Source organism: Xanthomonas sp. F4 (assembly GCF_011761895.1).
The window spans coordinates 937,900-963,042 of the sequence record NZ_JAASQX010000002.1; the positions used below are offsets into that span (position 1 = coordinate 937,900).

22 protein-coding genes are annotated in these 25,143 nt (G+C 69.4%); 13 read left to right on the forward strand and 9 right to left on the reverse strand.

Annotated elements, in window-relative coordinates; all coding sequences use genetic code 11:
- The first annotated feature begins 182 nt into the window (after window positions 1-182).
- Window positions 183-1,997: a DUF885 domain-containing protein gene (locus FHR66_RS12000; RefSeq protein ID WP_160969976.1), complete on the forward strand. Its 1,815-nt coding sequence runs from the start codon at window positions 183-185 to the stop codon at window positions 1,995-1,997.
- A gap of 234 nt (window positions 1,998-2,231) precedes the next feature.
- Here FHR66_RS12000 and FHR66_RS12005 read toward each other — a convergent pair whose 3' ends face one another.
- From FHR66_RS12005 to FHR66_RS12015, 3 genes are all read right to left on the reverse strand, one after another.
- The gene (locus FHR66_RS12005; protein WP_160969978.1) at window positions 2,232-4,079 is read right to left on the reverse strand and encodes a S8/S53 family peptidase; all 1,848 of its coding nucleotides are present in this window, start codon (window positions 4,077-4,079) and stop codon (window positions 2,232-2,234) included.
- A 314-nt stretch (window positions 4,080-4,393) separates the two neighbouring features.
- A complete protein-coding gene (gene queA / locus FHR66_RS12010) occupies window positions 4,394-5,443 on the reverse strand; it encodes a tRNA preQ1(34) S-adenosylmethionine ribosyltransferase-isomerase QueA (RefSeq protein WP_343160690.1) in 1,050 nt (349 codons plus the stop codon).
- Between the two features lie 136 nt (window positions 5,444-5,579).
- The gene (locus tag FHR66_RS12015; RefSeq protein ID WP_160969980.1) at window positions 5,580-6,011 is read right to left on the reverse strand and encodes an Lrp/AsnC family transcriptional regulator; all 432 of its coding nucleotides are present in this window, start codon (window positions 6,009-6,011) and stop codon (window positions 5,580-5,582) included.
- A gap of 128 nt (window positions 6,012-6,139) precedes the next feature.
- On the opposite strand from FHR66_RS12015, the gene FHR66_RS12020 reads away from it, so the two are divergent.
- The 4 genes from FHR66_RS12020 to FHR66_RS12035 all read left to right on the forward strand — a co-directional run bounded on the left by FHR66_RS12020 (window position 6,140) and on the right by FHR66_RS12035 (window position 12,405).
- Window positions 6,140-7,636, forward strand: a complete 1,497-nt coding sequence (locus FHR66_RS12020; RefSeq protein WP_160969982.1) for an aminotransferase class III-fold pyridoxal phosphate-dependent enzyme — start codon at window positions 6,140-6,142, stop codon at window positions 7,634-7,636.
- Window positions 7,637-8,264: 628 nt separating this feature from the next.
- On the forward strand, window positions 8,265-10,559 hold the full coding sequence (locus tag FHR66_RS12025) for a catecholate siderophore receptor Fiu (protein ID WP_160969984.1): 2,295 nt from the start codon (window positions 8,265-8,267) through the stop codon (window positions 10,557-10,559).
- A 63-nt stretch (window positions 10,560-10,622) separates the two neighbouring features.
- Window positions 10,623-11,315, forward strand: coding sequence for a Fe2+-dependent dioxygenase (locus tag FHR66_RS12030; RefSeq protein ID WP_160969986.1), 693 nt, complete (start codon window positions 10,623-10,625; stop codon window positions 11,313-11,315).
- 169 nt (window positions 11,316-11,484) lie between these two features.
- Entirely contained in the window at window positions 11,485-12,405 is a 921-nt protein-coding gene (locus FHR66_RS12035; RefSeq protein ID WP_160970008.1) for an FAD:protein FMN transferase, read from the forward strand.
- Window positions 12,406-13,120: 715 nt separating this feature from the next.
- On the opposite strand, the gene FHR66_RS12040 is transcribed toward FHR66_RS12035, so the two are convergent.
- The 3 genes from FHR66_RS12040 to FHR66_RS12050 form a co-directional block, all read right to left on the reverse strand.
- A complete protein-coding gene (locus FHR66_RS12040) occupies window positions 13,121-13,813 on the reverse strand; it encodes a response regulator transcription factor (RefSeq protein ID WP_160970010.1) in 693 nt (230 codons plus the stop codon).
- A gap of 132 nt (window positions 13,814-13,945) precedes the next feature.
- Window positions 13,946-14,575 carry a HutD/Ves family protein gene (locus FHR66_RS12045; RefSeq protein ID WP_160969988.1) on the reverse strand — a complete coding sequence of 210 codons (630 nt, stop codon included), beginning with the start codon at window positions 14,573-14,575 and terminating at the stop codon, window positions 13,946-13,948.
- 210 nt (window positions 14,576-14,785) lie between these two features.
- Window positions 14,786-15,118: a ComEA family DNA-binding protein gene (locus FHR66_RS12050; protein ID WP_160969990.1), complete on the reverse strand. Its 333-nt coding sequence runs from the start codon at window positions 15,116-15,118 to the stop codon at window positions 14,786-14,788.
- Between the two features lie 204 nt (window positions 15,119-15,322).
- Between FHR66_RS12050 and FHR66_RS12055 the strand changes: the two genes are divergently transcribed.
- The 4 genes from FHR66_RS12055 (at window position 15,323) to murU (ending at window position 19,163) form a co-directional block, all read left to right on the forward strand.
- Window positions 15,323-16,813 (forward strand): M20 family metallopeptidase, encoded by a 1,491-nt coding sequence (locus tag FHR66_RS12055; protein WP_160969992.1) that lies wholly within the window; start codon window positions 15,323-15,325, stop codon window positions 16,811-16,813.
- 250 nt (window positions 16,814-17,063) lie between these two features.
- On the forward strand, window positions 17,064-17,333 hold the full coding sequence (locus FHR66_RS12060) for a GlsB/YeaQ/YmgE family stress response membrane protein (RefSeq protein ID WP_010344083.1): 270 nt from the start codon (window positions 17,064-17,066) through the stop codon (window positions 17,331-17,333).
- 73 nt (window positions 17,334-17,406) lie between these two features.
- The gene (locus FHR66_RS12065; RefSeq protein WP_160969994.1) at window positions 17,407-18,435 is read left to right on the forward strand and encodes an aminoglycoside phosphotransferase family protein; all 1,029 of its coding nucleotides are present in this window, start codon (window positions 17,407-17,409) and stop codon (window positions 18,433-18,435) included.
- Window positions 18,432-19,163, forward strand: a complete 732-nt coding sequence (gene murU, locus FHR66_RS12070) for an N-acetylmuramate alpha-1-phosphate uridylyltransferase MurU (RefSeq protein ID WP_160969996.1) — start codon at window positions 18,432-18,434, stop codon at window positions 19,161-19,163. The genes FHR66_RS12065 and murU overlap by 4 nt, the downstream gene beginning before the upstream one ends.
- Window positions 19,164-19,211: 48 nt before the next feature.
- Here murU and hda read toward each other — a convergent pair whose 3' ends face one another.
- Genes hda through FHR66_RS12085 form a run of 3 tightly spaced genes read right to left on the reverse strand, consistent with a single transcriptional unit; the run spans window position 19,212 to window position 22,209 of the window.
- Entirely contained in the window at window positions 19,212-19,943 is a 732-nt protein-coding gene (hda, locus tag FHR66_RS12075; RefSeq protein WP_160969998.1) for a DnaA regulatory inactivator Hda, read from the reverse strand.
- Entirely contained in the window at window positions 19,940-21,109 is a 1,170-nt protein-coding gene (locus tag FHR66_RS12080) for an AI-2E family transporter (protein ID WP_160970000.1), read from the reverse strand. Before FHR66_RS12080 ends, hda begins: the two co-directional genes overlap by 4 nt.
- Complete coding sequence (locus tag FHR66_RS12085) at window positions 21,106-22,209, reverse strand: DUF2066 domain-containing protein (RefSeq protein ID WP_160970002.1); 1,104 nt, start codon at window positions 22,207-22,209, stop codon at window positions 21,106-21,108. The genes FHR66_RS12080 and FHR66_RS12085 overlap by 4 nt, the downstream gene beginning before the upstream one ends.
- A 140-nt stretch (window positions 22,210-22,349) precedes the next feature.
- On the opposite strand from FHR66_RS12085, the gene purM reads away from it, so the two are divergent.
- Genes purM through purN form a run of 4 tightly spaced genes read left to right on the forward strand, consistent with a single transcriptional unit; the run spans window position 22,350 to window position 25,113 of the window.
- On the forward strand, window positions 22,350-23,372 hold the full coding sequence (gene purM / locus FHR66_RS12090; protein WP_160971115.1) for a phosphoribosylformylglycinamidine cyclo-ligase: 1,023 nt from the start codon (window positions 22,350-22,352) through the stop codon (window positions 23,370-23,372).
- 6 nt (window positions 23,373-23,378) lie between these two features.
- A complete protein-coding gene (locus FHR66_RS12095) occupies window positions 23,379-24,008 on the forward strand; it encodes a DUF2238 domain-containing protein (RefSeq protein WP_160971109.1) in 630 nt (209 codons plus the stop codon).
- An 8-nt stretch (window positions 24,009-24,016) separates the two neighbouring features.
- A complete protein-coding gene (locus FHR66_RS12100) occupies window positions 24,017-24,463 on the forward strand; it encodes a hypothetical protein (RefSeq protein WP_160971111.1) in 447 nt (148 codons plus the stop codon).
- Entirely contained in the window at window positions 24,460-25,113 is a 654-nt protein-coding gene (gene purN, locus FHR66_RS12105; protein ID WP_160971113.1) for a phosphoribosylglycinamide formyltransferase, read from the forward strand. The genes FHR66_RS12100 and purN overlap by 4 nt, the downstream gene beginning before the upstream one ends.
- Window positions 25,114-25,143 lie beyond the last annotated feature (30 nt).

A 25,143-nucleotide genomic window follows, 5' to 3' on the forward strand; every position in this document is an offset into this window, starting at 1 on the left:
AGGCAGTGCGGCATCGACCGTGGCGATCTCGGAATCGCACACACTGCGGCCGCGATGGCGACGTCCCTTGTCCTGCATTTCGATGCTCCTGAGTGGCGAAAGCGTCAAGGGTAATCCAATGGCAGGGGCGCCGGCAGCACGGCGGGGCTACCCTGGCGGATCGACCCACTCCAGGAACCCCGATGCGCAAGCACCTGCTCGCCGCCGCCCTGCTCGCCGCCCTCGCCGGCTGCCAGAAACCCGCCGATGCGCCCGCCGCCAGCAACGCCGCTCCCAGCCAGGCCGCGGTCGCCACCGATGCCGCCGCCGACGCCAGTTTCGCCGCGCTGTCCAAGCGCGCCGTCGACACCTGGATGCAGCTGTCCCCGGTCGGTGCCACCCAGACCGGCGACCACCGCTACGACAGCGAACTGGACGACCTCAGCGCCGCCGGCCGCCAGAAGAGCCTGGAGGCAAGCAAGCAGCTGCTGGCCGAGCTGGACAAGCTCGACGTGGCCAAGCTCTCGCGCGAGAACCAGGTGGACGCGGCGATCCTGCGCAACCAATTGCAGTCCGACATCTGGAGCAACGAGGTGGCGCAGGGCTGGGCGACCGACCCGCAGGTCTACAACGGCCTGGCCGGCGGTGCGATCTACGGGCTGATGGCGCGCGAGTTCGCGCCGCTGCCGGAGCGGCTGAAGTCGGCCACCGCGCGCATGGAAAAGATCCCGGCGTTGTTCGCGCAGGCGCGCGCCAACCTCGACCCGGCCCGCGTGTCGGAGATCAGCGCCAGGACCGTGGCCAAGCAGAACCGCGGCATCCTCAGCATCGTCGACAGCTTCATCGTCCCGCACATCCAGGAACTGCCGCAGGCCGACGCGCAACGCCTGCAGGCGGCGATCGAGGGCCTGAAGAAGGCCGTGGCCGAGCAGCAGACCTGGCTGGACCAGACCCTGGTGCCCAACGCCAAGGGCGATTTCCGCCTGGGTGCGGAGAAGTACGACCAGAAGCTGAAGTTCGCGCTCAACTCCTCGCTGTCGCGTGCCGACATCAAGCAGCGCGCCGAAGCCGAGCTCACGCGCGTGCGACAGGACATGTACGCCATCGCCCGCACCGTGCTCAAGGACAAGCCCGGCGCACCGGCGCTGGTCGACGCGCCCAGCGACGCGCAGCAGCAGAAGGCGATCGAGGCGGCGCTGGAGCTGGCCTACGCGCAGCATCCGGCGCGCGACAAGGTGGTCGAGGACGCCAAGGCCTCGCTGGCCGATGCCACCGACTTCGTGCGCAAGAAGGATCTGGTGACCCTGCCCGACGCGCCGGTGGACATCATCCTGATGCCCGAGTTCCAGCGCGGCGTGGCGGTGGCGTACTGCGATTCGCCCGGTCCGCTCGACAAGAACCTGAAAACCTTCTACGCGGTGTCGCCGATTCCCGACGACTGGACCGCGCAGCAGGCCGACTCGTTCCTGCGCGAATACAACAGCCGCATGATCCACCTGCTGAGCATCCACGAGGGCGTGCCCGGGCATTACGTGGAAGGCTGGCACTCGGCCAAGTTCCCGTCCACCCTGCGCGGCGTACTGCGCTCGGGCGTGTTCGCCGAAGGCTGGGCGGTGTACACCGAGCGGATGATGCAGGAGCAGGGCTATCTGGACAACGATCCGCTGTTCCACCTGGTGCAGCTGAAGTTCTATCTGCGCAGCATCGCCAACGCGCTGCTCGACCAGGGCGTGCACGTGGACGGCTGGAGCAAGGAGCAGGCGCTGCACCTGATGGTCCACGACACCTTCCAGCAGCAGAGCGAGGCCGAGGGCAAGTGGGTGCGCGCGCAGCTGACCTCGACCCAGTTGCCGACCTACTTCGTCGGCGTGCAGGAACACCTGGACCTGCGCAAGGCGATGCAGGACAAGCTCGGCGACAAGTTCAACCTCAAGGCCTACCACGACCAGGTGCTGTCCTACGGCGCCCCGCCGGTACGGTTCGTGCGCGAGCTGATGCTGGACGAGCCGATCAAGTAGTGGGGATTGGCAACGGCGGCGTTGCCGATGCGCCTAGAGAAAAGCCCCCTCGATGGAGGGGGCTGCCGAAGACGGCACAAAGTGCGAACCGGAAGGCGTGCCTGCAATTGACGGTGCGCAGCGCACAGCGGCCATCTCGCTGCCGTCAGGCCGCGACCGCATCGGCCCGAGGCGAAACCTGCGCGTGAAGGCATTGGCAGATACCGCCGCAATCAGCGGCGGCACCTGCGTCACTCACTCGCCGTAGACCTCGATTTCCGAGTAGGCCAACCACGAGTACGGGTTGTTGGCCTCGATCTTCAGGTACTGGGCGGTGCTGCCGTTCAAGGCGATGTACACCGGCGCCACGTCGGACTGATCGGGCTCGGTGTAGTACTGCGGGTTGTCGAAGTACACCGGCCCGGGATTGGTGCTGCCGCCGAACACCGCGCCATGCCGGCCGGCGGAGACCGCGAAGTCGATCGGCTGCGCGACGCCCGCGGTTTCGCTGGCCGCGGTACGCACGGTGATGCGCATGCCGGTGACCTTGCGCGTCTGCCCCAGGTTCACGGTGACGCTGCCCCAGTTGGTGCGTGCGTTCCAGTAGTCGGTATCGCTGAAGAAGCGGCCGTCGTATAGCGAGGCCAGGTTGTCCGAGTTGGTCGGCGATGTCGCGCCGATGATCGGCAGGCGCTTGATCAGGTTCAGCGACGACGGCGCCACGTACTGCACCTTGCGCAGCGGCAGGCCGGCCTCGCTGTAGCCGGTGTTGCTCAGGCCGGCCTTGATGTAGGCCTCTCGCTCGAGCGGCCGGGTCTGGGTGTTGCCGTAGCGCGAGGCGATCGCGGCGACGATCGGCGCGGCGAACGAGGTGCCGGAGACAGCTTCGGTGCCACCGTCGTAAATGAGGTTGGTGATTTCGTGCGCCGGCGCCCACGCCTCGACGCAAGGGCCGACGGTCGATCCCTTCGCATAGCCGCCCCAGCGATCGCTGTTCTGTGCGCCGGCAAAGCGCGAGCCGTCACGCTGCAAGCCACCGACCACGACGATGCCATCCATGTCGCGTGCGGCCCCCTGCTGGGTCTGCGGATCGATGTAGCCGAACGCCACCTTGCACGCGTCCTGCTCTAGCGGCGAGAGCCCGACGGTGTAGGCATTGCCCGCCGACTGGGTGATGAAGAAACGATTGCTCGCCGCGCGCATCCGACGGCCCCAACGATTGCTGGCGTTGAACGGGTTGTAGGTCCCACCCGGGCTCTGATTGAACGACATGTTCAGGACGGCGAATTCGCCCGACGCTTCGGCGTAGCGCACTGCGGCATCCAGCGCCGTGGCCACGGTGCTTTCGTTCAGATCGGCAAGGCCGAACGCCTTGATCGGCTGGCCAGGATTGACGCCGCGCACCAGTTGTCCATTCTGCCTGGCACCGATCAGCCCTGCCGTCGCCGTGCTGTGCAGGGGGTTGGGCGAAAGCGTCGGGAAATCCTGGCGATACACCACGTTGAGCTCGGGATGCGGCGGATTGTCCAGCACCGCATCGAGCAGATACGCGGGATTGGACGTGGTGACTCCATCGTTGGTCTGCGTGTACGGCAGCGCCCAGGGCGTGATCTCGCCGCCGTTGACGATGTCGCCCGCAGCGGAGAACGTGGCGTGCGTGGCTTCGACCCCGCGCACCGAGACCACCCAGTCGGCCTTGAGCAGTTGCGCCGCGGTGCGCTCCGGCATCCAGGCATAGACGGTGCTGGAAACCGTGGACAGCACCCGCTCGATCTTCACCCCCGGCAGCTGCGCGATCTGGTCGGCGTAGTGGACCATGCCGGTGCTGTTCTCTTGCGCACGGATCGCCGGATCCAGGGTGCGGTAGTCCGCGGGACGGGACTTGGCGTACAGGCGCGTGGTCTCCTGCAGCACGAACGGGTTGAGGTCGATCGCGTACAGGCGCCGTCCCTGCGTATCGGTGCGCGGCATGGTCGCTTCCTGCAGCATGCGCTTGGCCGGGAACTTGCCGCCGCTGGCGGCTTGCGGCTGCGCGTGCGCGGAGGCGACGGCCAGGCTCGCCAGCAGCGCGGCCAGCAGCAGCTCGGTCGATGTCTTCTTCATGGACTCATCCTTTGACTGGGAGATGCCCCGCGCGTCGGGGCACCGGAACAGGGGTTCCACCCATCAAGGACGAGGAGCGCATGCGCCTCCCCTACCGCGTGCGCGGCATCGTCTACTCAGGCAGACGCTGCGCGCTGTGCATCACAGTCCGCACGTTCGTCGCATCGATGCGGCAGCGTCGGCAAGGCGATATGGGGTGGGCACCGATGTCGCGATACAACGACGCAACTCACGCGCTCATGCACACGCGCGAAGTGCGCAACCCAAGGCGCGCGCCGCCGCACCCGCGTGTGTGCGGGCACGCACGCGACGCATCACGCGACGCGGTCTGCCGGCGTCTCGCTGCTCCACAGCAGCATCGCGTCGCCGTAGCTGAAGAAGCGGTAGCGCTCGGCGATGGCGTGGCGATAGGCGGAAAAGATGCGCTCGCGGCCGGCGAAGGCCGAGACCATCATCAGCAGCGTGCTTTCCGGCAGATGGAAATTGGTCACCATCGCGTCGACGCTGCGGATGCGGTAGCCCGGCAGGATGAAGATCTGCGTCTCGCCGGCGAATGGGTGCAGTTCGCCATCCTTGGACGCGCTTTCCAGCGCGCGCACCACCGTGGTCCCCACGGCGATCACGCGGCCGCCGGCCGCGCGCGTGCGCCGCACCTGCTCGACCAGGCTGGCGCCGACGTTGAGCCACTCGCGGTGCATCTGGTGCTCCTCCAGCGCTTCCACCCGCACCGGCTGGAAGGTGCCGGCGCCCACGTGCAAGGTCACATGCCCCACCTCGACCCCGCGGTCCTGCAGCGCCTGCAGCAGCGGCGCGTCGAAATGCAGTCCGGCGGTCGGCGCGGCGACTGCGCCGGACTCGCGCGCGAACACGGTCTGGTAGCGCTCGCGGTCGTCCAGGCCCGGCTCGCGGCGGATGTACGGCGGCAACGGCAAGCGCCCGGCCTGCTGCAGCCAGTGCTCCAGCGCGCCGTCCACATGGAACTGCAACTGGTAGAACTCGCCATCGCGGCCCAGTACCTCGGCCTCGCCGCCGGCGTCCAGGGCGATGCGCGCACCGGCCTTGGGCGACTTGCTCACGCCCAGTTGCGCCCGCGCGCGCTGGCCGCCGAGCAGCCGCTCGATCAGGATCTCGACCCGCCCGCCGGTGCGCTTCTGCCCGAACAGCCGCGCCGGAATCACCCGCGTATCGTTGAAGATCAGCAGGTCGCCGGCGCGCAGCAGCTCCGGCAGATCGCGTACGTGCCGGTCGGCGAAGGGCGCCGGCGCCGGCGGCACCAGCAGCAGCCGGCTGGCCGAACGCTCGGCCAGCGGCGCCTGCGCAATCAGCTCTTCGGGCAGGTCGTAGTGGAAATCGGACTTCTTCACGGCGCCGGGAGAGATCGGGAATGGGGCCGGCCATTGTAGCGGCGCCGGGATTGGGGATTCGGGAGTGGGGATTCGCAAGAGCGCGGTGCTGCCTGCCTTGGCGAATCCCCACTCCCGAATCCCCAATCCCAGCCCCTCAGCGCTCGAACTTGGTGGACAGAATGATCGACGAGGTCGTGCGCTCCACCCCGTCCAGCGCACCGATGCGGTCGGTCAGTTCGTCCATGTCGTTGACGCCCGGCACCACGCCGAGCGCGATCAGGTCGAAGGAACCGCTGACCGAATGCAGCACGCGCACCGCCTCGATCTCGCGCAGCGCCTTGACCACCGAGGTCATCTTCTTCGGCAGCACGGTGATCAGGATGTGCGCGCGGATATGGCCCTGCTCGTAGTCGTCGCGGGTGCGCACGGTGTAGCCGCAGATCACGCCCTCGCGCTCCAGGCGCTCGATCCGGCTCTGCACGGTGGTCCGAGACACCCCCAGGCGACGGGCGATCTGGGCGGTGGAGGCGCGCGCATCCTCGCGCAGCAGCGACAGCAGGGCGTCGTCGGAAGCGGTGATCTTCATGGCCGGGGATTTTCGTCGAATCGACGAAATTGCGTCAATTCCTGCACGGATTCACGCTGCCATTCGACGATCCTGTCCCGATAATAGGGAGGATCGCTGCCAGACAGCCCGCCTTCAGGAGATCGCCCATGACCGTACTCGGCCCCCTCGCCCCGCTCCGTGCCCACGCCGGCGACCGCCTGACCCACGGCCTGGATGACGCCAGCATCGAGCGCCTGGCCGCCTCGCACCCCGCGTTGCGCGCGGCGATCGAGGCGGCGGGTGCGGAACATGCACGCATCGCCACCGAGTTCGACGACCTGCTCGACCTCGACGAGGCCGAGCAGATCCGCCACCTGCAGGCCGGTTTCGTCAATTTCTACGCCGACGACGCGGTGACCCCGTACGTGGCGCTGAGCGCGCGCGGCCCGTGGGTGGTCACGCTGAAGGGCGCGGTGCTGTACGACGCCGGCGGCTACGGCATGCTCGGCTTCGGCCACACCCCCGAGGCGGTGCTGGAGGCGATGGCGCGGCCGCAGGTGATGGCCAACGTGATGACCCCCAACCTGTCGCAGCTGCGCTTCGAGCGCGCGCTGCGCGCGGAGATCGGCCACCGCCGCGGCGGCTGTCCGTACAGCCGCTTCATGTGCCTCAACTCCGGTTCCGAAGCGGTGGGCCTGGCCGCGCGCATCGTCGACATCAACGCCAAGCTGCAGACCGATCCGGGTGCGCGCCACGCCGGCGCCAAGATCAAGCGCCTGGTGGTCAAGGGCAGCTTCCACGGCCGTACCGACCGGCCGGGCATGTATTCCGATTCCAGTCGCAAGACCTATCAGCAGCACCTGGCCAGCTACCGCGGCGACGATGCGCTGATCGCCATCGCGCCCTACGACGTGGACGCGCTGCGTCGCGCCTTTGCCGAGGCCGAGCAGCACGGCTGCTTCATCGAGGCAGTGTTCCTGGAGCCGGTGATGGGCGAAGGCGACCCCGGCCGTGCGCTGCCGCCGGCGTTCTACGCCGCCGCGCGCGAACTGACCCGCAGCCACGGCAGCCTGCTGCTGGTCGATTCGATCCAGGCCGGCCTGCGTGCGCACGGCGTGCTGTCGGTGGTGGACTATCCCGGCTTCGAGCAGCTCGACGCACCCGACCTGGAAACCTACTCGAAGGCCCTCAACGCCGCGCAGTACCCGCTGTCGGTGCTGGCGGTGACCGAGCATGCGGCGCAGGTGTATCGCAAGGGCACCTACGGCAACACCATGACCAGCAACCCGCGCGCGCTCGACGTGGCCACCGCGACCCTGGCGCAACTGACCCCGCAAGTGCGCGCCAACATCCGCGAGCGTGGCGCCGAGGCGGTGCAGAAGCTGGAGAAGCTCAAGGCCGAGCTCGGCGGCGCCATCACCCAGGTGCAGGGCACGGGCCTGCTGTTCTCCTGCGCGCTGGCCCCGCAGTACAAGTGCTACGGCGCCGGTTCCACCGAAGAGTGGCTGCGCCAGCACGGCGTCAACGTGATCCACGGCGGCGAGAACTCGCTGCGCTTCACCCCGCACTTCGCGATGGACGGCGAAGAGCTGGACCTGCTGGTCGGCCTGATCGGCCGTGCGCTGCGCGAAGGTCCGCGCGTGGCGCAGGCTGCTGCGGCCTGAACCACACTGTCAGCGGCGCCGAAGGACGGCGCCGCGAAGCGGCCGATCTCCGGGAGCACAGCCGCTTGCCGGCACTGGCACAGAGGGCGTGCACCGGCCGACTTCATGGTCGCCGATGCCGGCGCCTCTGGCGGCATGTCGTGTGACACCCCACCCGTTCCCTCGGTGTATGTCGAAGCGCCCCTACTAAGCGGGTCCGGCTACGGCAATGTGCCGTCACCACCATGGCGTCTTCGGAAAGCATCGGCATCCCGACACCGGCGCCCTTCGCCCTCGTCCCTGCCTCCCCGGACGTCGCCGCATCCGCCTCGCCGGCGTCCGGCGTCGCACGCCTGCACAGACTCGCATCTCTCACCTCGGCGCCCGGTCATCGGGCCGACAGCGTGCCTCCGTAGCCCCGTGCTGTTCCTGACGAATCAGGGCGTCCGAACGGTGGCGAATCTGTTTCGATGACAAAGATATTGCAAACAATTCGCATTTGCATGGAAAATGAACGCACTGCCCGCATCGCACTCGCGGCAGACACCCTTTCGCACTGCCGCCCGACCCCGGCGCCGCGCCCGCTCCTGATGAGGGACGGCCGGTGTCCGCGGCTGGGTCGTCATCCATCCTGCAAATCGAACCGCCCATGACCTCTCCGATCAAGCGCCGCAAACATCCCGTCACCCGCCAGGCCGCGGCACCGACCCTCACCACGGCCATGCTGCTCGGCGGGCTGAGCCTGCTCTCCTCCGCGCACGCGGCGGCGGCGGACCAGCCGACCACCCTGGACAAGGTCGACGTGCAGGCCCAGCGCGCCAAGCGCTACCTGGTGGAAACGCCGGATTCGCCGAAGTTCACGCAGCCACTGATCGACACTCCGCAGACCCTCAACATCATCGGCAAGGACCTGTTCAACGAGCAGGGCGCCACCACCCTCACCGAAGCGCTGCGCAACAGCCCGGGCGTGGGCACGTTCTATGTCGGCGAGAACGGCAACACCAGCACCGGCGATGCGCTGTACATGCGCGGCTTCGACAGCTCCAGCAGTATCTTCGTCGACGGGCTGCGCGACCTCGGCTCGATCTCGCGCGATGTGTTCAACATCGAGCAGATCGAGGTCGAAAAGGGCCCGGCCGGCACCGACAACGGCCGCAGCGCGCCGACCGGCGCGATCAACCTGGTAAGCAAGCAGGCGCACCTGGAGGATGCCAGCAGCGGCACCCTGTCCGGCGGCGACCATGGCCAGCGCCGCGCGACCGCGGACTGGAACCAGCACCTGGGCGCCAGCAGCGCGCTGCGGTTGAACGTGATGGGCCAGGACAGCGACGCCATCGGCCGCGACCATGTCGCCAACAAGCGCTGGGGCCTGGCCTCGTCGCTGGCGTTCGGCCTGGGCACCGACACGCGTTACCTGCTCGACCTGCTGTACGTGAAGCAGGACAACGTGCCGGATGGCGGCGTGCCGACCATCGGTCTGCCTGGCTACAGCTCGCCCGATCCCGCGCGGCCGTGGCTCGGTGGCGCCGCGCGCGTGGACAGCGCCAATTTCTACGGCACCCGCGACGACCACGACGACGTGACCGCGAAGATGGCGACCTTCCGCATCGAGCACGACGTGTCCGACACGGTCAAGCTGACCAATACCGCACGCGGGGGCCGCAACGATCAGGACTACCTGCTGTTCGCGTTCATGCCCAATGCCGCCAACCTGCGCACGCCGAATCCGGCGGATCCGTCGACCTGGACGGTGCTGCGCAGCCTGCCGACCTTCAAGGACCAGCAGTACACCACCCTCGCCGATCAATTGAATCTACGTGTGGACTTCGCCACCGGCGCGGTGCGGCACAACCTCAGCACCGGCGTGGAAGCGTCGCGCGAGGAACTGCGCAGTTGGGGCCACAACATCGTCGACCGTGCCACCTGGCTGGCGGCCAATCCGGCCAACCTGTACGCACCGGACTGGAACACCACGGCGCTGCGCACCGCGCGCAACGGCGCGCGCAGCCATGGCACCACCACCACCTACTCGGCCTATGCCTTCGACACGCTGAAGTTCGGCGACAGCTTCCTGCTCACCGCCGGCGTGCGTGCGGACCGCTACAAGACCGACTTCGACAGCCTGGTGTGCAACTCCGCCACCTCCACCGCCGCGCCCTGCACCACCGTGGTCGGCCTGGACACCGATATCGCCGACACGCTGTTCAGCTGGAAACTCGGTGCGGTCTACAAGGCCAACGAGGACGTGAGCGTGTACGCGAATTTCGCCACCTCGCAGCAGCCGCCCGGCGGCAGCACGCTGGAACTGAGCAGTTCGGCCAACAACGCCAACAATCCGCGCTTCGACCCGCAGAAGGCCAAGACCGCGGAGGTGGGCACCAAGTGGAACTTCCTCGACGATGCGCTGTTCGCGACCCTGGCGCTGTTCCGCACCGACGTGAATAACGAGATCGTGCAGGGCAGCGACGGGCTGTACTACCAGAGCGGTGCCAAGCGCGTGCAAGGCATCGAACTGTCGGCGGTCGGCAAGCTGACCGAGCGCTGGTCGCTGTCCAGCGGCTACACCAAGCTGGATGCTCGGGTGCGGCAAGGCACGACGGTCTCGCAAGACGGCAGCCAGGACCTGGCCTACACGCCGGACAGCGCGTTCACCGCCTGGAGCACCTATACCCTGCCGTTCGGGCTGACCGTCGGTGGTGGCGTCCGCTATTCGGGGCAGATGCAGCGCGGCCGCGACAGCGCGGTCGGCACGCCGGCGTTCGTGAAGTCGTACACGGTGTGGGATGCGGTGCTGAGCTACCCGGTCAACGACCACGTGGCACTGCGCCTGAACGCCTACAACCTGTTCGACAAGGACTACGTGGCCGCGATCAACAAGAGCGGCTTCCGCTACACGCCCGGCGCGCCGCGCTCGGTGCTGCTGACCGCCGAGGTCCGGTTCTGACCGACCGCGCCTGCCAACGTGCGGTGGACGCCCTATCCTGGGCGTCCACCGCCGGAGCGCCCCATGCTGTTGCACATTCCCGACATCCTCACGGCCGATGAGGTCGCGCGGTTCCGCCAGGCACTGCAGTCCGCCGACTGGGTGGACGGCCGCGAAACCGTCGGCGCGCAAGGCGCGCAGGTCAAGCGCAACCTGCAGCTGGCCGACGCGTCGCCACTGAAGCAGGAACTCGGCCAGGCGGTGCTGAGCGCCCTAGCGCGCAGCCCGCTGTACTTCGCCGCGGCGCTGCCGCTGCGCACCATCCCGCCGCGCTTCAACCGCTACGCCGGCGGCGGCAGTTATGGCCTGCACGTCGACGGCGCGGTGATGACCCAGGCGGCCAGCGCCGCACAGCCGGCGCTGACCGTGCGCAGCGACCTGTCCTGCACCCTGTTCCTGAGTGCGCCGGAGGAGTACGACGGCGGCGAACTGCTGATCCACGACACCTACGGCGAGCACGAGGTCAAGCTGCCCGCGGGCGATCTGATCCTGTATCCGTCCAGCAGCCTGCACCGGGTGGCGCCGGTGACCCGTGGCGCGCGGCTGGCCTCGTTCTTCTGGGTGCAGAGCCTGGTGCGCGACGCCGGCCGGCGGCAGACGCTGCTCGACCTGGACACCGCGATCCAGGCGCTGACCGCCAGCGGTGCCGACGCAGCGGCGTTGCTGCGCCTGACCAACGTCTACCACAACCTGCTGCGCGACTGGTCGGAGACATGAACCGACTCGGCGACCAAAGCGCCGAGCACTCGGCCCACGCACGGCCGCGTAGCACCGCACGCCTCCGCCCTGGCGTGGTAACGCCGCGCCCAGTCGACGCGTGAACCACCCTGCTTCACCCACCGCATCGCGCTTCAGCGCCGGCATCGCCACGCTGCACGGCAGAAGCATGGGCACGCGCTGGAGCGTCAGGCTATTGCCACCCCTTGGCAGCGACCTGCACGCACTGCGCGACGCGATCCAGGCGCAGCTCGATCTGGTCGTCGCACAGATGAGCACCTGGGACGCGCAATCGGACCTCAGCCGCTACAACCGCGCCGATACCGACACCTGGCACGCCTTGCCCGCCGCGCTCGACACCGTGCTGCGCTGCGCACTGGACGTGGCACAACGCAGCGGCGGCGCCTTCGATCCCACCATCGGCGCCCTGGTCGGCGTGTGGGGGTTCGGCGCCATGGCAGGAGATCGGCGCGTGCCCGACGCGGGGGCATTGCGCCAGGCGCGCGCTGCCGGCGATTGGCGGCGGCTGCGCGTCGATGACGATGGCCGTTGGCACCAGCCCGGCGGGCTGCACCTGGATCTGTCGGCGATCGCCAAGGGTTATGGCGTCGACCTGGCAGTCCGAGCATTGCAGGCACGCGGCGTGGAAAGCGCACTGGTCGAGGTCGGCGGCGATCTCTACGGCTATGGCCGCAAGCCGGATGGGCAAGCGTGGCGCGTGCTGCTCGAGGCGGCCCCGGAGGACGGCCTGCGTGGCGATGCATCCCCGCGCACGCTCGCGGTCGACGGCTTGGCCGTGGCAACCTCCGGCGACCGCTGGCAGCACTTCGAACAGGACGGCCACCGCTACGGACACCTGCTGGATCCACGCAGCGGCCAGCCGATCGCCGCGACGCTCGCCGCGGTCAGCGTCGTGGCCGCCGATACCATGCGCGCCGATGCCTGGGCCACCGCGCTCAGCGTGCTGGGCGCCGAGGCTGGCCTGACCTGTGCCGAACGCGAAGGGCTGGCGGTGCGCTTCGTGCTGCGCCAGCGCGGCGGCCTGCAGGAACGGGTCAGCCGCGCGTTCGCTGCATTGGCGGAGGCCTGAGCGCAGAGCGCTGCGCCTGGATCCACGGTCACGGAAGAACGCCAGAACACCGCGCGACACCATGCGCCGGTGTGCGGAACGACGAGCGGGTGTCCACCGCTGCCCGCCCGCAGCTGCGGCGGCTACGGCGGCGATACGGTGCGACACGCAGGGAATGCTTATCGACCCAATGACAAACGCTTGTCGCAGGGTGGGCCACATTGCGAGGAAGCCTTCGGCAACACGAAGGTGTGCGATAGGACACCAGGCTACGTTGCACATCCACTCGGCGATGGCGATGCGCATTGGGAGGTGAGACTGGACCGCCTCGCGGCTAAACCGTTTTCGGCACGCTAGTGTGCGATTGGCTAACCAGCCGCCTTGCGCATGCACTCGTCGATGGCGACGCACATTGGGAGGTGCGAATGGGCCGGCTCACGGCTAGACCGTTTTCGGCAACGCCACGGTGTGCGATCGGCTACCCCGGTCGCGTCGCGCATGCGCTTGGCGATGACGATGCGCGTCGGAAGGCGCGAACGGAGCGACGCGACCTGAGGCAGTGCCTCGCCAGGCGCTACCGCGCCCAAGCGACGATCTGGAACACGCGCTGTCGAGACGCACCAGCCATTCCGCGGACAGGGCACACGCGTCGCGTTGCATCCCGCGCGTGGCCGGGCATATGCGGACGCGGCGTCCGCCGCGACGGGCATGGCAGGAGCGCCCGACCGTCACGCCATCAGCGCGCGGTCGGCAACCCCATGCGCTGCAGCTCGAACACATAGCCCTTGCCGCGCACCGTGCGGATCCATTGCGGCACGAGCGGGTCGTCGCCGAGCTTCTGGCGCAGCCGCGAGACCTGCAGATCGATGCCGCGGCTGCTCGGCGGCACGCTGGCCTCGCCGTCGCCCAACGCCGTCCGCAGCACCTCGCGGCTGAGCACTTCGCCGGGTTGTTCGAGGAACACCGCCATCAGTCGCAGTTCGCCAGGGGACAGCGGGATCGTCCGCCCGTCCGGCGCCACCGCCTGGTGACGCGCGGCATCGACCTGCCAGCCGCCGTGCGCAGCCGGCGGCGGCTGGGTCGCACGCACCCGGCGCAGCACCGCGTTGAGCCGCGCCACCAGTTCGCGCAGATCGGGCGGCCGCACCAGGAAATCGTCCGCGCCCAGGTCCAGGCCGATCACCCGGTCCACCGGCTCGGCGCGGTCGCCCATCATCACGATGGCGATGTCACCGCGGTCGCGCAGCTGCCGGCACAGGCGCAGGCCCTCGGCGCCGTCGAGGCCGGCATCGAGTACCACTGCGTCGTAATGCCCGGCCGCCAGTTGCGCCTGCAGTTGCGGCGCACTGTCGGCGTCGTGCGTCTGCAGGTTGAAACAGGCCAGGTAATCGCGAACCCGGCCGCGCAAGGCCGCGTCCGCGTCCGCCACCAGAATTTTCGCCAACCACCTGTTGTCCGAGACCACCTGTCGGCTTCCGCTGTGCGACCCGGATGGCCGCGTTCGCGCATTGGACGCGGTCGGCGCCGACGCCGCAAGACCCGCGCGCGCGGTCGCGCAGGCTCAGTCCGCGGACGTCGCTGCGGCCTCGATGCGCATCGCCAACAACTCCCCGCCCCCGCTCAAAGCGAAGCGGCGTCTAGCATCGGCGGCCAGCCAGGCGCTGTCGCCGGCCGCCAATGGCGGCAGTCCGCTGGCCGCATCGAACTGCGCTTGCCCTGCCAGAAGATGAACGACCCAGGCGACACCCGGTTCGGCGAAGAACAACATCGGCCCGACCAGTGGCCGGTGCAGCAGTTGCGTGCGCAGCCGGTCGCGACGCCACATGAGGTTGAAATCGTGGGTCGGCCCATCGAGCAGCTCGCCGCGCAGCGGCCACTCGCCGGCAAAGCGCAGGCGCGCGTACGGGTCCTGCAGCACCTGCTCCTCGCCATCGTCGAAACGCAGACGCACACCATTGCCACGCAACAGCACCAGTTCGCGGTCGATCCCGGGAAAAGCGGAGAACGCGGCGTCCTGCTCGATCTCGGCGATGGACAGGCGCAGCAGCCAGTCGTCGCCGGACATCGGCAAGCGCAGGATCTCCCGGGTCCAGCCCAGGCCGTTGCGCCAGCGTTCGCGGCGGTACTCGTTGGCGGGAATCACCCGCGCGGGCAGCGTATGCAAATCCATGCGCGCATTCTGCACGATCATGGCAACGGCGCCTGTCCCTGGCGCGCCCGCAGCTGCCAGGCAAGCCGCACCATGGCCCAAAAAAAACATCGCCCGGCTGCACGTCACTGTGCAACGCCGGGCGACGATGTACCTCCCTGTCGGCTTCCTGCCTTCCCCCCTCGCATCCTGCTCAGTGAGGCTGCGGCCGCGCGTCCAGCGCCGGCCCTATCCCTTTCGTTGCAAATCCCTTTAACGCCTTTCCACCGGCTTGGCAGCTGCCTGCTTGGCGGCTGTCGGCGCGGGTGCCTTCGTGGCGCCCACTTCGATCCGGTCGCGGTTCCGTTCGACCGTCTTGAGTCCGATGCCTTTCACCAGTGCCAGTTCCTCGGCGCTCTTGAAAGGTCCGTGCGCCTGCCGGTAGTCGACGATCGCCTGAGCCTTGGAGGCTCCCACGTTCACCAACACCTGGTCGATTTCCTCCGCTCCAGCGGAGTTGATGTTGACCTTGTCCGCAGCGAGCGCGGAACCGGACAGCATCAGGGCAACGACCAGCGACTTCAGGACCACGATAAAAGACTGCATGGCAACGCTCCTTGTGACTTGGATGGGGACTTCGCCGGCCTTTCCTGCCGGCGTTGTCAGCATCGCTCGCCACATGGGTACAGCCTATCGTCGGAGCGCGTCACAAACAGCAGGTAAACGGCGCGTCGCCGTGTAGGAAAAACCCTACACGGGCAGCGGGGCGTAGAATGGATGCACACGTGTGCAATCACCTCGGAGTTTTTCATGGACAGTGCCAAGATCGACCGTTTCCTGAGCGAAAAGTGGGATGACGACATCGTCCCGCAACTGGTCGATTACATCCGCATCCCCAACAAATCGCCGATGTTCGACGCCGATTGGGTCGCACATGGCTATATGGCCGATGCGGTGGCGCTGATGGAGCGCTGGGCGCGGGCCCAGGCCATCCCCGGCCTGCAGGTGGAGGTGGTGCAACTGGAAGGCCGCACCCCCTTGATCTACCTGGAGGTGCCGGCCAGCAGCGAGGCGACCGGCGAGGACACCGTGCTGCTGTATGGGCACCTGGACAAGCAGCCGGAAATGACCGGCTGGGACGCCGATCTGGGCCCGTGGACGCCGGTGCTCAAGGGCGACCGCCTGTACGGCCGCGGTGGCGCCGACGATGGCTATGCGCTGTTCGGTTCGCTGGCGGCGATCCAGGCGCTGCAGGACCAGGGCATCCCGCACGCGCGTTGCGTGGTGCTGATCGAGGCCTGCGAGGAATCGGGCAGCTACGACCTGCCTGCCTACGTCGATCACCTGGCGGCGCGGATCGGCAAGCCGTCGCTGGTGGTGTGCCTGGATTCGGGCTGCGGGAACTACGAACAACTGTGGTGCACGACCTCGCTGCGCGGCCTGGCCGGCGGCAACTTCAGCGTCAAGGTGCTCAGCGAAGGCGTGCATTCGGGCGACGCCTCCGGCGTGGTGCCGTCGAGCTTCCGCGTGCTGCGCGACCTGCTGTCGCGGCTGGAGGACGAGGCCACCGGCAAGATCAAGGTCGAGGGCCTGTACGCCGACGTCCCCGAGGAGCGGCTGGCGCAGGCGCGCAAGGTCGCCGAGGTGCTGGGCGACGAGGTCTACAGCAAGTTCCCGTTCCTGCCCGGCATGCGGCCGATGCACGAGGACCTGTCCGAGCTGGTGCTCAACCGCACCTGGCGCCCGGCGCTGTCGGTGACCGGTGCCGACGGCCTGCCGCCGCTGGCCTCGGCCGGCAACGTGCTGCGCCCGGAGACCGCGGTGAAGCTGTCGCTGCGCCTGCCGCCGACGCTGGACGGCAAGCGCGCCGGCGAGCTGCTGAAAGAGGTGTTGCTGCGCGACCCGCCGTATGGCGCCGAAGTGTCGCTGGCGCTGGAGAAGTCCTCCTCCGGCTGGAACGCGCCGGCGCAGTCGCCTTGGCTGACCGACGCGATCGAATCGGCCTCGCAGGCGGCGTTCGGCAAGCCGGCGATGTACATGGGCGAAGGCGGCTCGATCCCGTTCATGGGCATGCTCGGCGAGAAGTTCCCCGGCGCGCAGTTCATGATCACCGGCGTGCTCGGCCCGCATTCCAATGCGCACGGTCCGAACGAGTTCCTGCACATCCCGATGGGCAAGCGGGTGACCGCCTGCGTGTCGCGGGTGATCGCGGCCCACCATGCCGCCAGCCTGCGCGGCGAGACCACCGGCAGCGCGGCGGTGGCCGGCGGCGAGCAGCATGGCGGGCACGGCTGCTGTTGATGGGGCTGGGATTTGGGAGTCGGGATTGGGGATTGGCGAAGCCGGTTTCCTGAGTGCCTGACTTCCCTGGTTGCTGCGGGAGAGGCGTCGATCCAGACGCGGCGCCTCTCCGTAGCCTGACCGCTGGGCAACGTGGGCGGCCGGTTCCATGGGCTGTAGCGCCCGCGCCGCGCGCGCAAGCATCGACGCCATCACCGTCGATCTGGCACGATCCGACGCTGATCTCCCCTCCGCGCTCGGAACGCTCTCCATGCACACTCTGTTCGGCAGTGACAGCTGGCTCTACATCATCCTGGTGGGCTTCGTGGTCGGCCTGCTGGCGCGGTTCCTCGGCCCCAGCAGCGGGCGCTCCGGCTGCCTGTTCACCGTGTTGCTGGGCATCGCCGGCGCGCTGCTGGCCGGCTGGTTCGGCCACTACATGGGCTGGTACAGCCGCGGCGAGCCGGCCGGCTTCCTCGGCGCGCTGCTCGGCGCCATCGCCCTGCTCGCGCTGTTGCGGCTGTTCTCCAGCAAGCGCTGAGGCACGTGGCGCCGCTCGCCACGGCGGCGGCGCCCGTTTACGCTGTGCGGCTCGTTTCCGCCGCAGCCTGCCGATGAGCGCCAGTCCGACCGTTCCCGATGTCCTTGCGGCACGCGCCGCGCACCGCCTGGCCTGGGCGCGCATGGCCCTGGACGATGCGCAGGCGACGCTGGAGCGCGCCTCGGTGGACGCCGGCCAGCGCAGCTACTGGCGCAGCCACGGCCACGGCATCAGCCGCATCGTGATGGATTCGCCACCGGACCTGGAAGACGTGCGGCCGTGGCTGCGCATGCACGCCCTGCTGCACGGCGGCGGCGTGCGGGTGCCGGCGATCCTGGCGCAGGACGCGGAGGCCGGCTTCCTGCTGCTGGAAGACCTTGGGCAACCGACGCTGGCGCAAAGCCTCGATACGACCACCGCGGACGCGCACTTCGACGCCGCGCTCGGCCAGTTGCTGCGCCTGCAGGCGATCGCGCCGCCGCCGGGCATGGGCGTGTTCGGCGAGGCGCTGCTGCAGCGCGATGCCGGGCTGTTCGAGGAGTGGTTCCTGCAACGCCACCTGGGAATCACTCTGGGGGACGCCGAGCGCGCGGCCCTGCACGGGGTGCAGCGCCAGCTCATGGACAACGCGCTGGCACAGCCGCAGGTGCTGGTGCACCGCGACTTCATGCCGCGCAACCTGATGCCGGCAGCCGACGGCCCGGCGGTGCTGGATTTCCAGGACTGCGTGGTGGGGCCGGTGGCCTACGACCCGGTGAGCCTGTTCAAGGACACCACGGTGAGTTGGCCGCTGGCGCGGGTGGACGCCTGGCTGGCCGGGTACCACGCACGGGCGTTGCAGGCTGGGATCCCGGTGCCGCCGCTGGCGCAGTTCCTGCGCGACGCCGAATGGATGGGCGTGCAGCGCCACCTGAAGAACCTGGGCATCTTCGCGCGGCTGAACTACCGCGACGGCAAGGCCTGGTACCTGGACAACGTGCCGCGCTTCATCGCCTACCTCGACGAGGCGTTGCCGCGGCACCCCAGCCTGCAGCCGTTGGCGCAGCTGCTGCAGACGCGGATCAAGCCGGCCCTGGCGCAGCGCGCAGCGGGCGGCGCATGAAGGCGCTGATCTTCGCCGCCGGCCTCGGCGAGCGCATGCGTCCGTTGACTGCGCACACGCCCAAGCCGCTGCTCGCGGTGGGCGGCACGCCGCTGGTCGTCTGGCACCTGCGCAAGCTCGCCGCATTGGGCGTGCGCGAGGTGGTGATCAACACCTCGTGGCTGGCCGAACAGTTCCCGCAGACGCTAGGCGACGGCAGCGCGTTCGGGCTGCGCATCGCCTATTCCTACGAAGGCGCCACGCCGCTGGAGACCGGCGGCGGCATGCTGCACGCGCTGCCGCTGCTCGGCGAGGCGCCGTTCCTGCTGGTCAACGGCGACATCTGGACCGACTTCGATTTCGCTCGGCTCGCGCCCGAGCCGCCCGGCCTGGCGCAACTGGTGCTGGTGGATCCGCCGGCCTATGCGGCGCACGGCGATTTCGCGCTGCGCGACGACGGACACGTGCACAACACCGGCGAACCGCTGCTGACCTACGCCGGCATCGGCATGTACCGCCCTGCCCTGCTGCGCGACTGGCAGACCATCGCCGCCCCGGCGCCAACCGCGCCGGGCGTCCCGCCACGCTTTTCGGTGGTGCCGCTGCTGCGTGCACAGGCCGAACGCGGCCAGTTGCACGGCCTGCATCATCGTGGCCGCTGGACCGACGTGGGGACGCCGCAGCGGTTGGCGGAATTGGATGAGGTGCTGGGATTGGAGAATCGGGATTCGGGATTCGGGAAGCGCTAGGCGATCCGCTCGGCCTGGGCGGCGCAGGCCGTCGCGATCATCGGGCGCTCAACGCTCGTCCAATCCCGAATCCCGACTCCCCAATCCCCGCCCTTCCAGCACCCGCCGCAGGAACGGCACCGTCACCCGCCGCTGCGCCGCCAGCGATTCGCGGTCCAGGCGCTCCAGCAGGCCGATCAAGCCGGCCAGGTCGCGTCCGGCGTGGGTGAGCAGCCAGTCGATCGCCGCATCCTCCAGCACCAGGCCGCGGCGCTGGGCGCGTTCGCGCAGCACGGCGGCGCGGCCGGCGTCGTCCAGCGGCGCCAGCGCGATGCGGGTGCACTGCGAGAGCCGCGAGCGCAGATCCGGCAGGGACAGGGCGAGACCGTCGGGCATGGCCTGCGCGGTGTACAGCAAGGTCACCCCGGCGCTGCGCGCACGGTTGTGGAAATCGAACAGCGCCACCTCGTCCTCGCGCTGCCCGGCGATCGCTTCCAGGCCGTCGAGCGCGACCAGATCGCGACCTTCCAGCGCTTCCAGCGCATCGCGCAGGCGGCCGGCTGCGGCCTGCAGCGGCAGGTAGGCGGCGCTGCGCCCGGCCTGTTCGGCGGCCGCGCACAGCGCCAGGGCCAGGTGGGTCTTGCCGGTGCCGGCGGGGCCGGACAGGTACACCCAGTCGTCGGCGGTGCCATCGGCGACTGCCTGCAGCTGCGCCAGCAGCCCGTCCGGCGCGCCCAGATAACGGTCCAGGCGCTGTTCCGGCGGATAGCGCAGGGCCAGCGGCAGTTGCGGCACGCTCACGGCTGATCGGGGCTGCGCGGCGGCAGTTCGATGATGGTGGTGCGCTCGGTGACCGTATCCAGCAGGATCGCCGACTTCTCGCCCGCGTACAGGTCGCTCTGCCGGTACTGCTCGTGCAGGTAGTGCAGCAGCACATTGGCCACCGCCGCCACCGGCAGCGCCAGCAGCATGCCGAGGAAGCCGAACAATTGGCCGCCGGCCATCACCGCGAAGATCACCGCCACCGGATGCAGGCCGATCTTGTCGCCGACGATGCGCGGGGTCAGCACGTAGCTCTCCAGCAGCTGGCCGACGGTGAACACCACGCCGACCAGGACCAGCAGCTGCAGGTCGAAACCCTTGGCCTGCACCAGCGCGGCCAGCACCGCCAGCAGGATGCCGGTGGTCGCGCCCAGGTAGGGAATGAAGCTGATCAGGCCGGCGACGATGCCGATCAACAGGCCGAGCTTGAGGCCAACCAGGGTCAGGCCGCCGGCGTAGATCACGCCCAGCGCCAGCATCACCAGGAACTGGCCGCGGATGAACGCGCCCAGCACCTCGTTGGACTGCTGCGCCAGGCGGGTGATGGTGCCGACATGGTTGCGCGGGATGGTGACCGCCACGCGCGCGACCAGCAGGTCCCAGTCGCGCAGGAAGTAGAAGGTCAGGATCGGCAGCAGCACCAGGTTGACCACCCAGGTCACCATCGCGAAGCCCGAGCGCGACAGGTAGCCGAAGAAGGTCGCGGCGACGCCGCCGGCCTGCTGCCAGTGCCCGCGGATCCAGTCGATCAGCCGCTCCGGATCCAGCCAGGTCATCAGCTCCAGCCCGGTCTTCTGCTCGGCCCACGGGATCGCGGTGCCGATGAACCAGTCGCGCGCCTGCGGCAATACGTCGATGAAGGTGACGATCTGCCGCTCCAGCATCGGCACCAGGATCACCAGCGCCAGCACCAGCAGCAGCACCATCAGCACGAACACCAGGGTCACCGCCATGTTGCGCGAGCGCCCGGCGCGCTCCAGGCGATCCACCAGCGGATCGCCGAGCCAGCCGAGCAGCAACGCCAGCACGAACGGGGTCAGGATCGGCGCCAGCAGCCACACCACCCACAGCACGCCAAGGATCACCGCCGTCCATTTCAGGCGGCGCAGGAACAGCGCGATCTCGGCTTCGGGCGACAACGTCATTTCAGGCGGTACTCCGTCGGCTCGCTGTTGAGGATCACCGGACCCTCGACCGGCGCGACCACCGGCTGCAGCGCGGCGTCCGGGCCGAGCATGCGGTTCAGCCCGGACACGCCGCTGAGCAGGTCCAGGTCCAGCTCCAGGCGATCGCCGTCGGCGCGGATCGGCACGATGCGCCTTACCACCGAGGCGTTCTGCAGCGCGGCGGAGGCGCGCAGGTAGTCGTCGGCGCTGCGGATGCCGGTGATCACCACCCGGTAGATGCCGGCCGGGCCGGCGCTGACCGCCTTGGCGTAGCGCTTGACCAGGGCATCGGCGGCGCCATCGGCACCGCTGGCCATGGCGCGACGCGCGTCGGCGTCGCTGGACGACCAGGTCGACAGCACCTTGCCGCCGTCCACGAAGGTCCAGTCCGCGGTCCAGCCACCGGCCTTGCCGCGGTACAGCTTGCCGATCAGCTGCATCGGCGGGCTGTAGCGCGACGAGGCGCTGGCCACGGCGGCGGTGTCCTGGCGCCAGATCGCGCCGGCCAGCGCCTGCTCGGCGGCGCTGCCGGTCGGCAGGCCGAGGCGGAAGCCGCGCTCGATCGCACGGTCGAGCAGGCTGCGTGCGGCATTGGACTGCTGCACACCGACCAGGCGCGGGCCGCTGCCGTCGTCGATCGCCAGCCACACCACCGGCTTGGGCCGCGGCTGCGGCCACACCGGCAGGCCCAGCGCCGCGGCCAGGCCATCCACGTCCTGCGGGCGGAAGCGCGCCACCAGAATGGTGCGGAAGGTCGGGGCGCCGCTCGGCGAGGTGCCCTGGTCCTGGCGGTAGTCGAAGGTGTCGACCAGGTTCTTGGCGTTGCGCAGCGCCTGGCTCACCCCCGGCCGCGACATCACGCCCTTGTCGCCGGAGATCTTGCCCAGCACCACGCCGAGCGCGCGGGCCAGGGCGCCGTTGCGGTCGCCCTCGCTCTGGCTGTTGACCGGCACCTCCGCATCGTAGGGGCCGGTGGCGCCGGCCACGTCGCCCTCGGTGCGCAGATCGGCCTGAGCCAGGGCGCTCGCGGCAGGCAGGCACAGTGCGAAAGACAGGAGGAAGGCAAGGCTGCGGCGCATGAAGGGTCCAGTACTCGGCGTATCCGGGGCGAATTGTTGCCCGAATGCGGGCCTAGCGCCAATGCGGCCTGTTAAAATCGCCGCCTTTCCGCCCGACCCCGCCGCCCGTGACCACTTCCCAGCCCCCCGCCGCCGCCCCGTTGACCTACCGCGACGCCGGCGTCGACATCGATGCCGGCAATGCCGTCGTCGAACGCATCAAGCCCCTGGTCAAGCGCAGTTTCCGCCCCGAGGTGATGGGCGGGCTGGGCGGCTTCGGCGCGCTGTTCGACCTGTCCGGCAAGTACCGCGAGCCGGTGCTGGTGTCCGGCACCGACGGCGTCGGCACCAAGCTGAAGCTGGCGCAGCAGCTCGGCCGCCACGACACCATCGGCATCGACCTGGTCGGCATGTGCGTCAACGACGTGCTGGTGCAGGGCGCCGAGCCGCTGTTCTTCCTGGACTACTTCGCCACCGGCAAGCTCGACGTGGAGACCACCGTGGCGGTGGTCGGCGGCATCGCCCGCGGCTGCGAACTGGCCGGCTGCGCGCTGATCGGCGGCGAGACCGCGGAAATGCCCGACATGTACCCGCCGGGCGAATACGACCTGGCCGGCTTCACCGTCGGCGCGGTGGAGAAGTCGCAACTGCTCGACGGCGCCAAGGTGCGCCAGGGCGACGTGTTGATCGGCATCGCCTCCTCCGGCCCGCACTCCAACGGCTACTCGCTGATCCGCCGCATCTACGACCGCGCCGGGCGCCCCGACGCGCTACAGGTCGGCGGCGTGGCCCTGGCCGACGCGCTGATGGCGCCGACCGCGCTGTACGTCAAGCCGATCCTGTCGCTGCTGCGCGAACAGGGCGACGGCATCCACGCCATGGCGCACATCACCGGCGGCGGCCTGACCGAGAACATCATCCGGGTGATTCCGGACGGCCTGGGCCTGGACATCCGCGCCAGCGCCTGGACCCTGCCGCCGGTGTTCGAGTGGCTGCAGCGCGAAGGCGCGGTGGCCGACAGCGAGATGTGGCGCACCTTCAACTGCGGCATCGGCTTCGTGCTGGTCGCCGCTCCGGAGCAGGTGGCGGCGCTGGAGCGCAGCCTGGACACGCTGGGCCTGGCGCACTGGCAGATCGGCGCGGTGACAGCGGCCGGCGCCGGCGAACGCGTGCACATCGGCTAAAGGCGCATGGCGGCGGCCAAGCGCGCCTGGCTGGCACTGGCGCTGGCGGTGTTCGCCGCCAGTTGGATACGGCCGCTATGGCCGGCGGAACAGGCCATGCACAGCTCCCTGGCGGTGCTGGGCCTAGCCTGGCTGGTCTGGCACGACCGCCGCTGGCCGCTGCGCACCGGCCACTTCGCCGCCATCTGCATGTTCATCAGCGTGCACAACGTCGCCGCGCACTGGCTCTATTCGAATGTGCCCTACGACCAATGGTTGCGCACGCTGACCGGCGGTTGGTCGCCGGGCGCGGCCTTCGGCTGGCAGCGCAACCACACCGACCGGCTGATCCACCTGCTGTTCGGCGTGTGCGTCGCGCCGGCACTGCGCGAGCACGCGCGCCAGCGCTGGCCGGCGTTGTCGGCGCGCCAGGCCTTCGTCCTGGCGACGATGGCGATCATGTGCGTCAGCCTGGTCTACGAATGGCTGGAATGGCTGATCGCGCTGCTGCTGTCGCCGCAGCAGGCCGAGTCCTACAACGGCCAGCAGGGCGATCCCTGGGATGCGCACATGGACATGCTGCTGGCCGCCCTGGGCTGCGCCAGCGCCTGGCCAAGGCGGCGCGCCGCGCCCCCGCTTCCTTCCGCGCCGCGCTGAGACCGACGATGTCGCTGCCACCGCCCCTCCCCGTCTCCGGCGGCCGTGCCGCCGAAGTGACGCGTGCCACCACCGACCTGGACAACCTGGCGAGGCTGTACGCGGTGATGGCCGGGCTGCAGTTCTTCGTGGTGCTGTTGGTGGGCGCCGTGCTGGGCTACGGCGTGCACGAGGAGGCGCGGCTCAACGCCGTCGGCCAGAGTCCGGACCAGGCCCAGGGCGGCGTCATCGCGATCGTGATGCTGTCGGTGCTGCTCGGCTTCGGCCTGCTTTCGCTGGTGATCAAGGTGCTGCTTGCGCGCGCCTTGCGCCAGCGTCGCCAGTTGGGGCTGTGCTACACCGGCGCCGCGATCACCTGCCTGGGCTTTCCGCTGGGCACCGCGCTGGGCATCGCCACCTTGCTGACACTGCAACGCCCTGTGGTGGGCGACCTGTTCCGGAACCCTGCCCGATGACGCTTCGCCTCGCTGTGCTCGCCTCCGGCCGCGGTTCCAACCTGCAGGCCATCCTCGCCGCGATCGCCGCCGGCACCCTCGATGCCGAGGTGGTCGGCGTGTTCAGCGATCGCCCCGAGGCGCCGGCGCTGACGATGGTGGCGCCGGAGCGGCGCTGGTCGGCGCAGCCCAAGACCTTCCCCGACCGCGCCGCGTTCGAGCAGGCGCTGGGCGACGCGGTCGCCGCGGCACGGCCGGACTGGGTGGTCTGCGCCGGCTACATGCGCATTCTCGGCGCCGGCATCGTGCAGCGTTTCGGCGGGCGCCTGCTCAACATCCACCCCTCGCTGCTGCCAAAGTACCGTGGCCTGCACACGCATGCGCAGGCCTTGGCTGCGGGAGACGCCGAGCACGGCGCCAGCGTGCATTTCGTGGTGCCGGAGCTGGACGCCGGCGCGGTGATCGCGCAGGTGCGGGTGCCGGTGCAGGCCGGCGACGGCCCCGACGAACTGGCGCAGCGGCTGCTGCCGCGCGAACACCGGCTGCTGTGCGCGGTGCTGCGGCTGGCCGCGGCGGGTCGTCTGGCTGAACGGGACGGCAAGGTCTGGCTGGACGGTCAGTGCCGGTTTAGTCCGCTGCGCCTAGATTGCGACGACGTGCTGCTTCCCTGAATGCGCTGCCGCACCTTCCGCGGCCCCTCC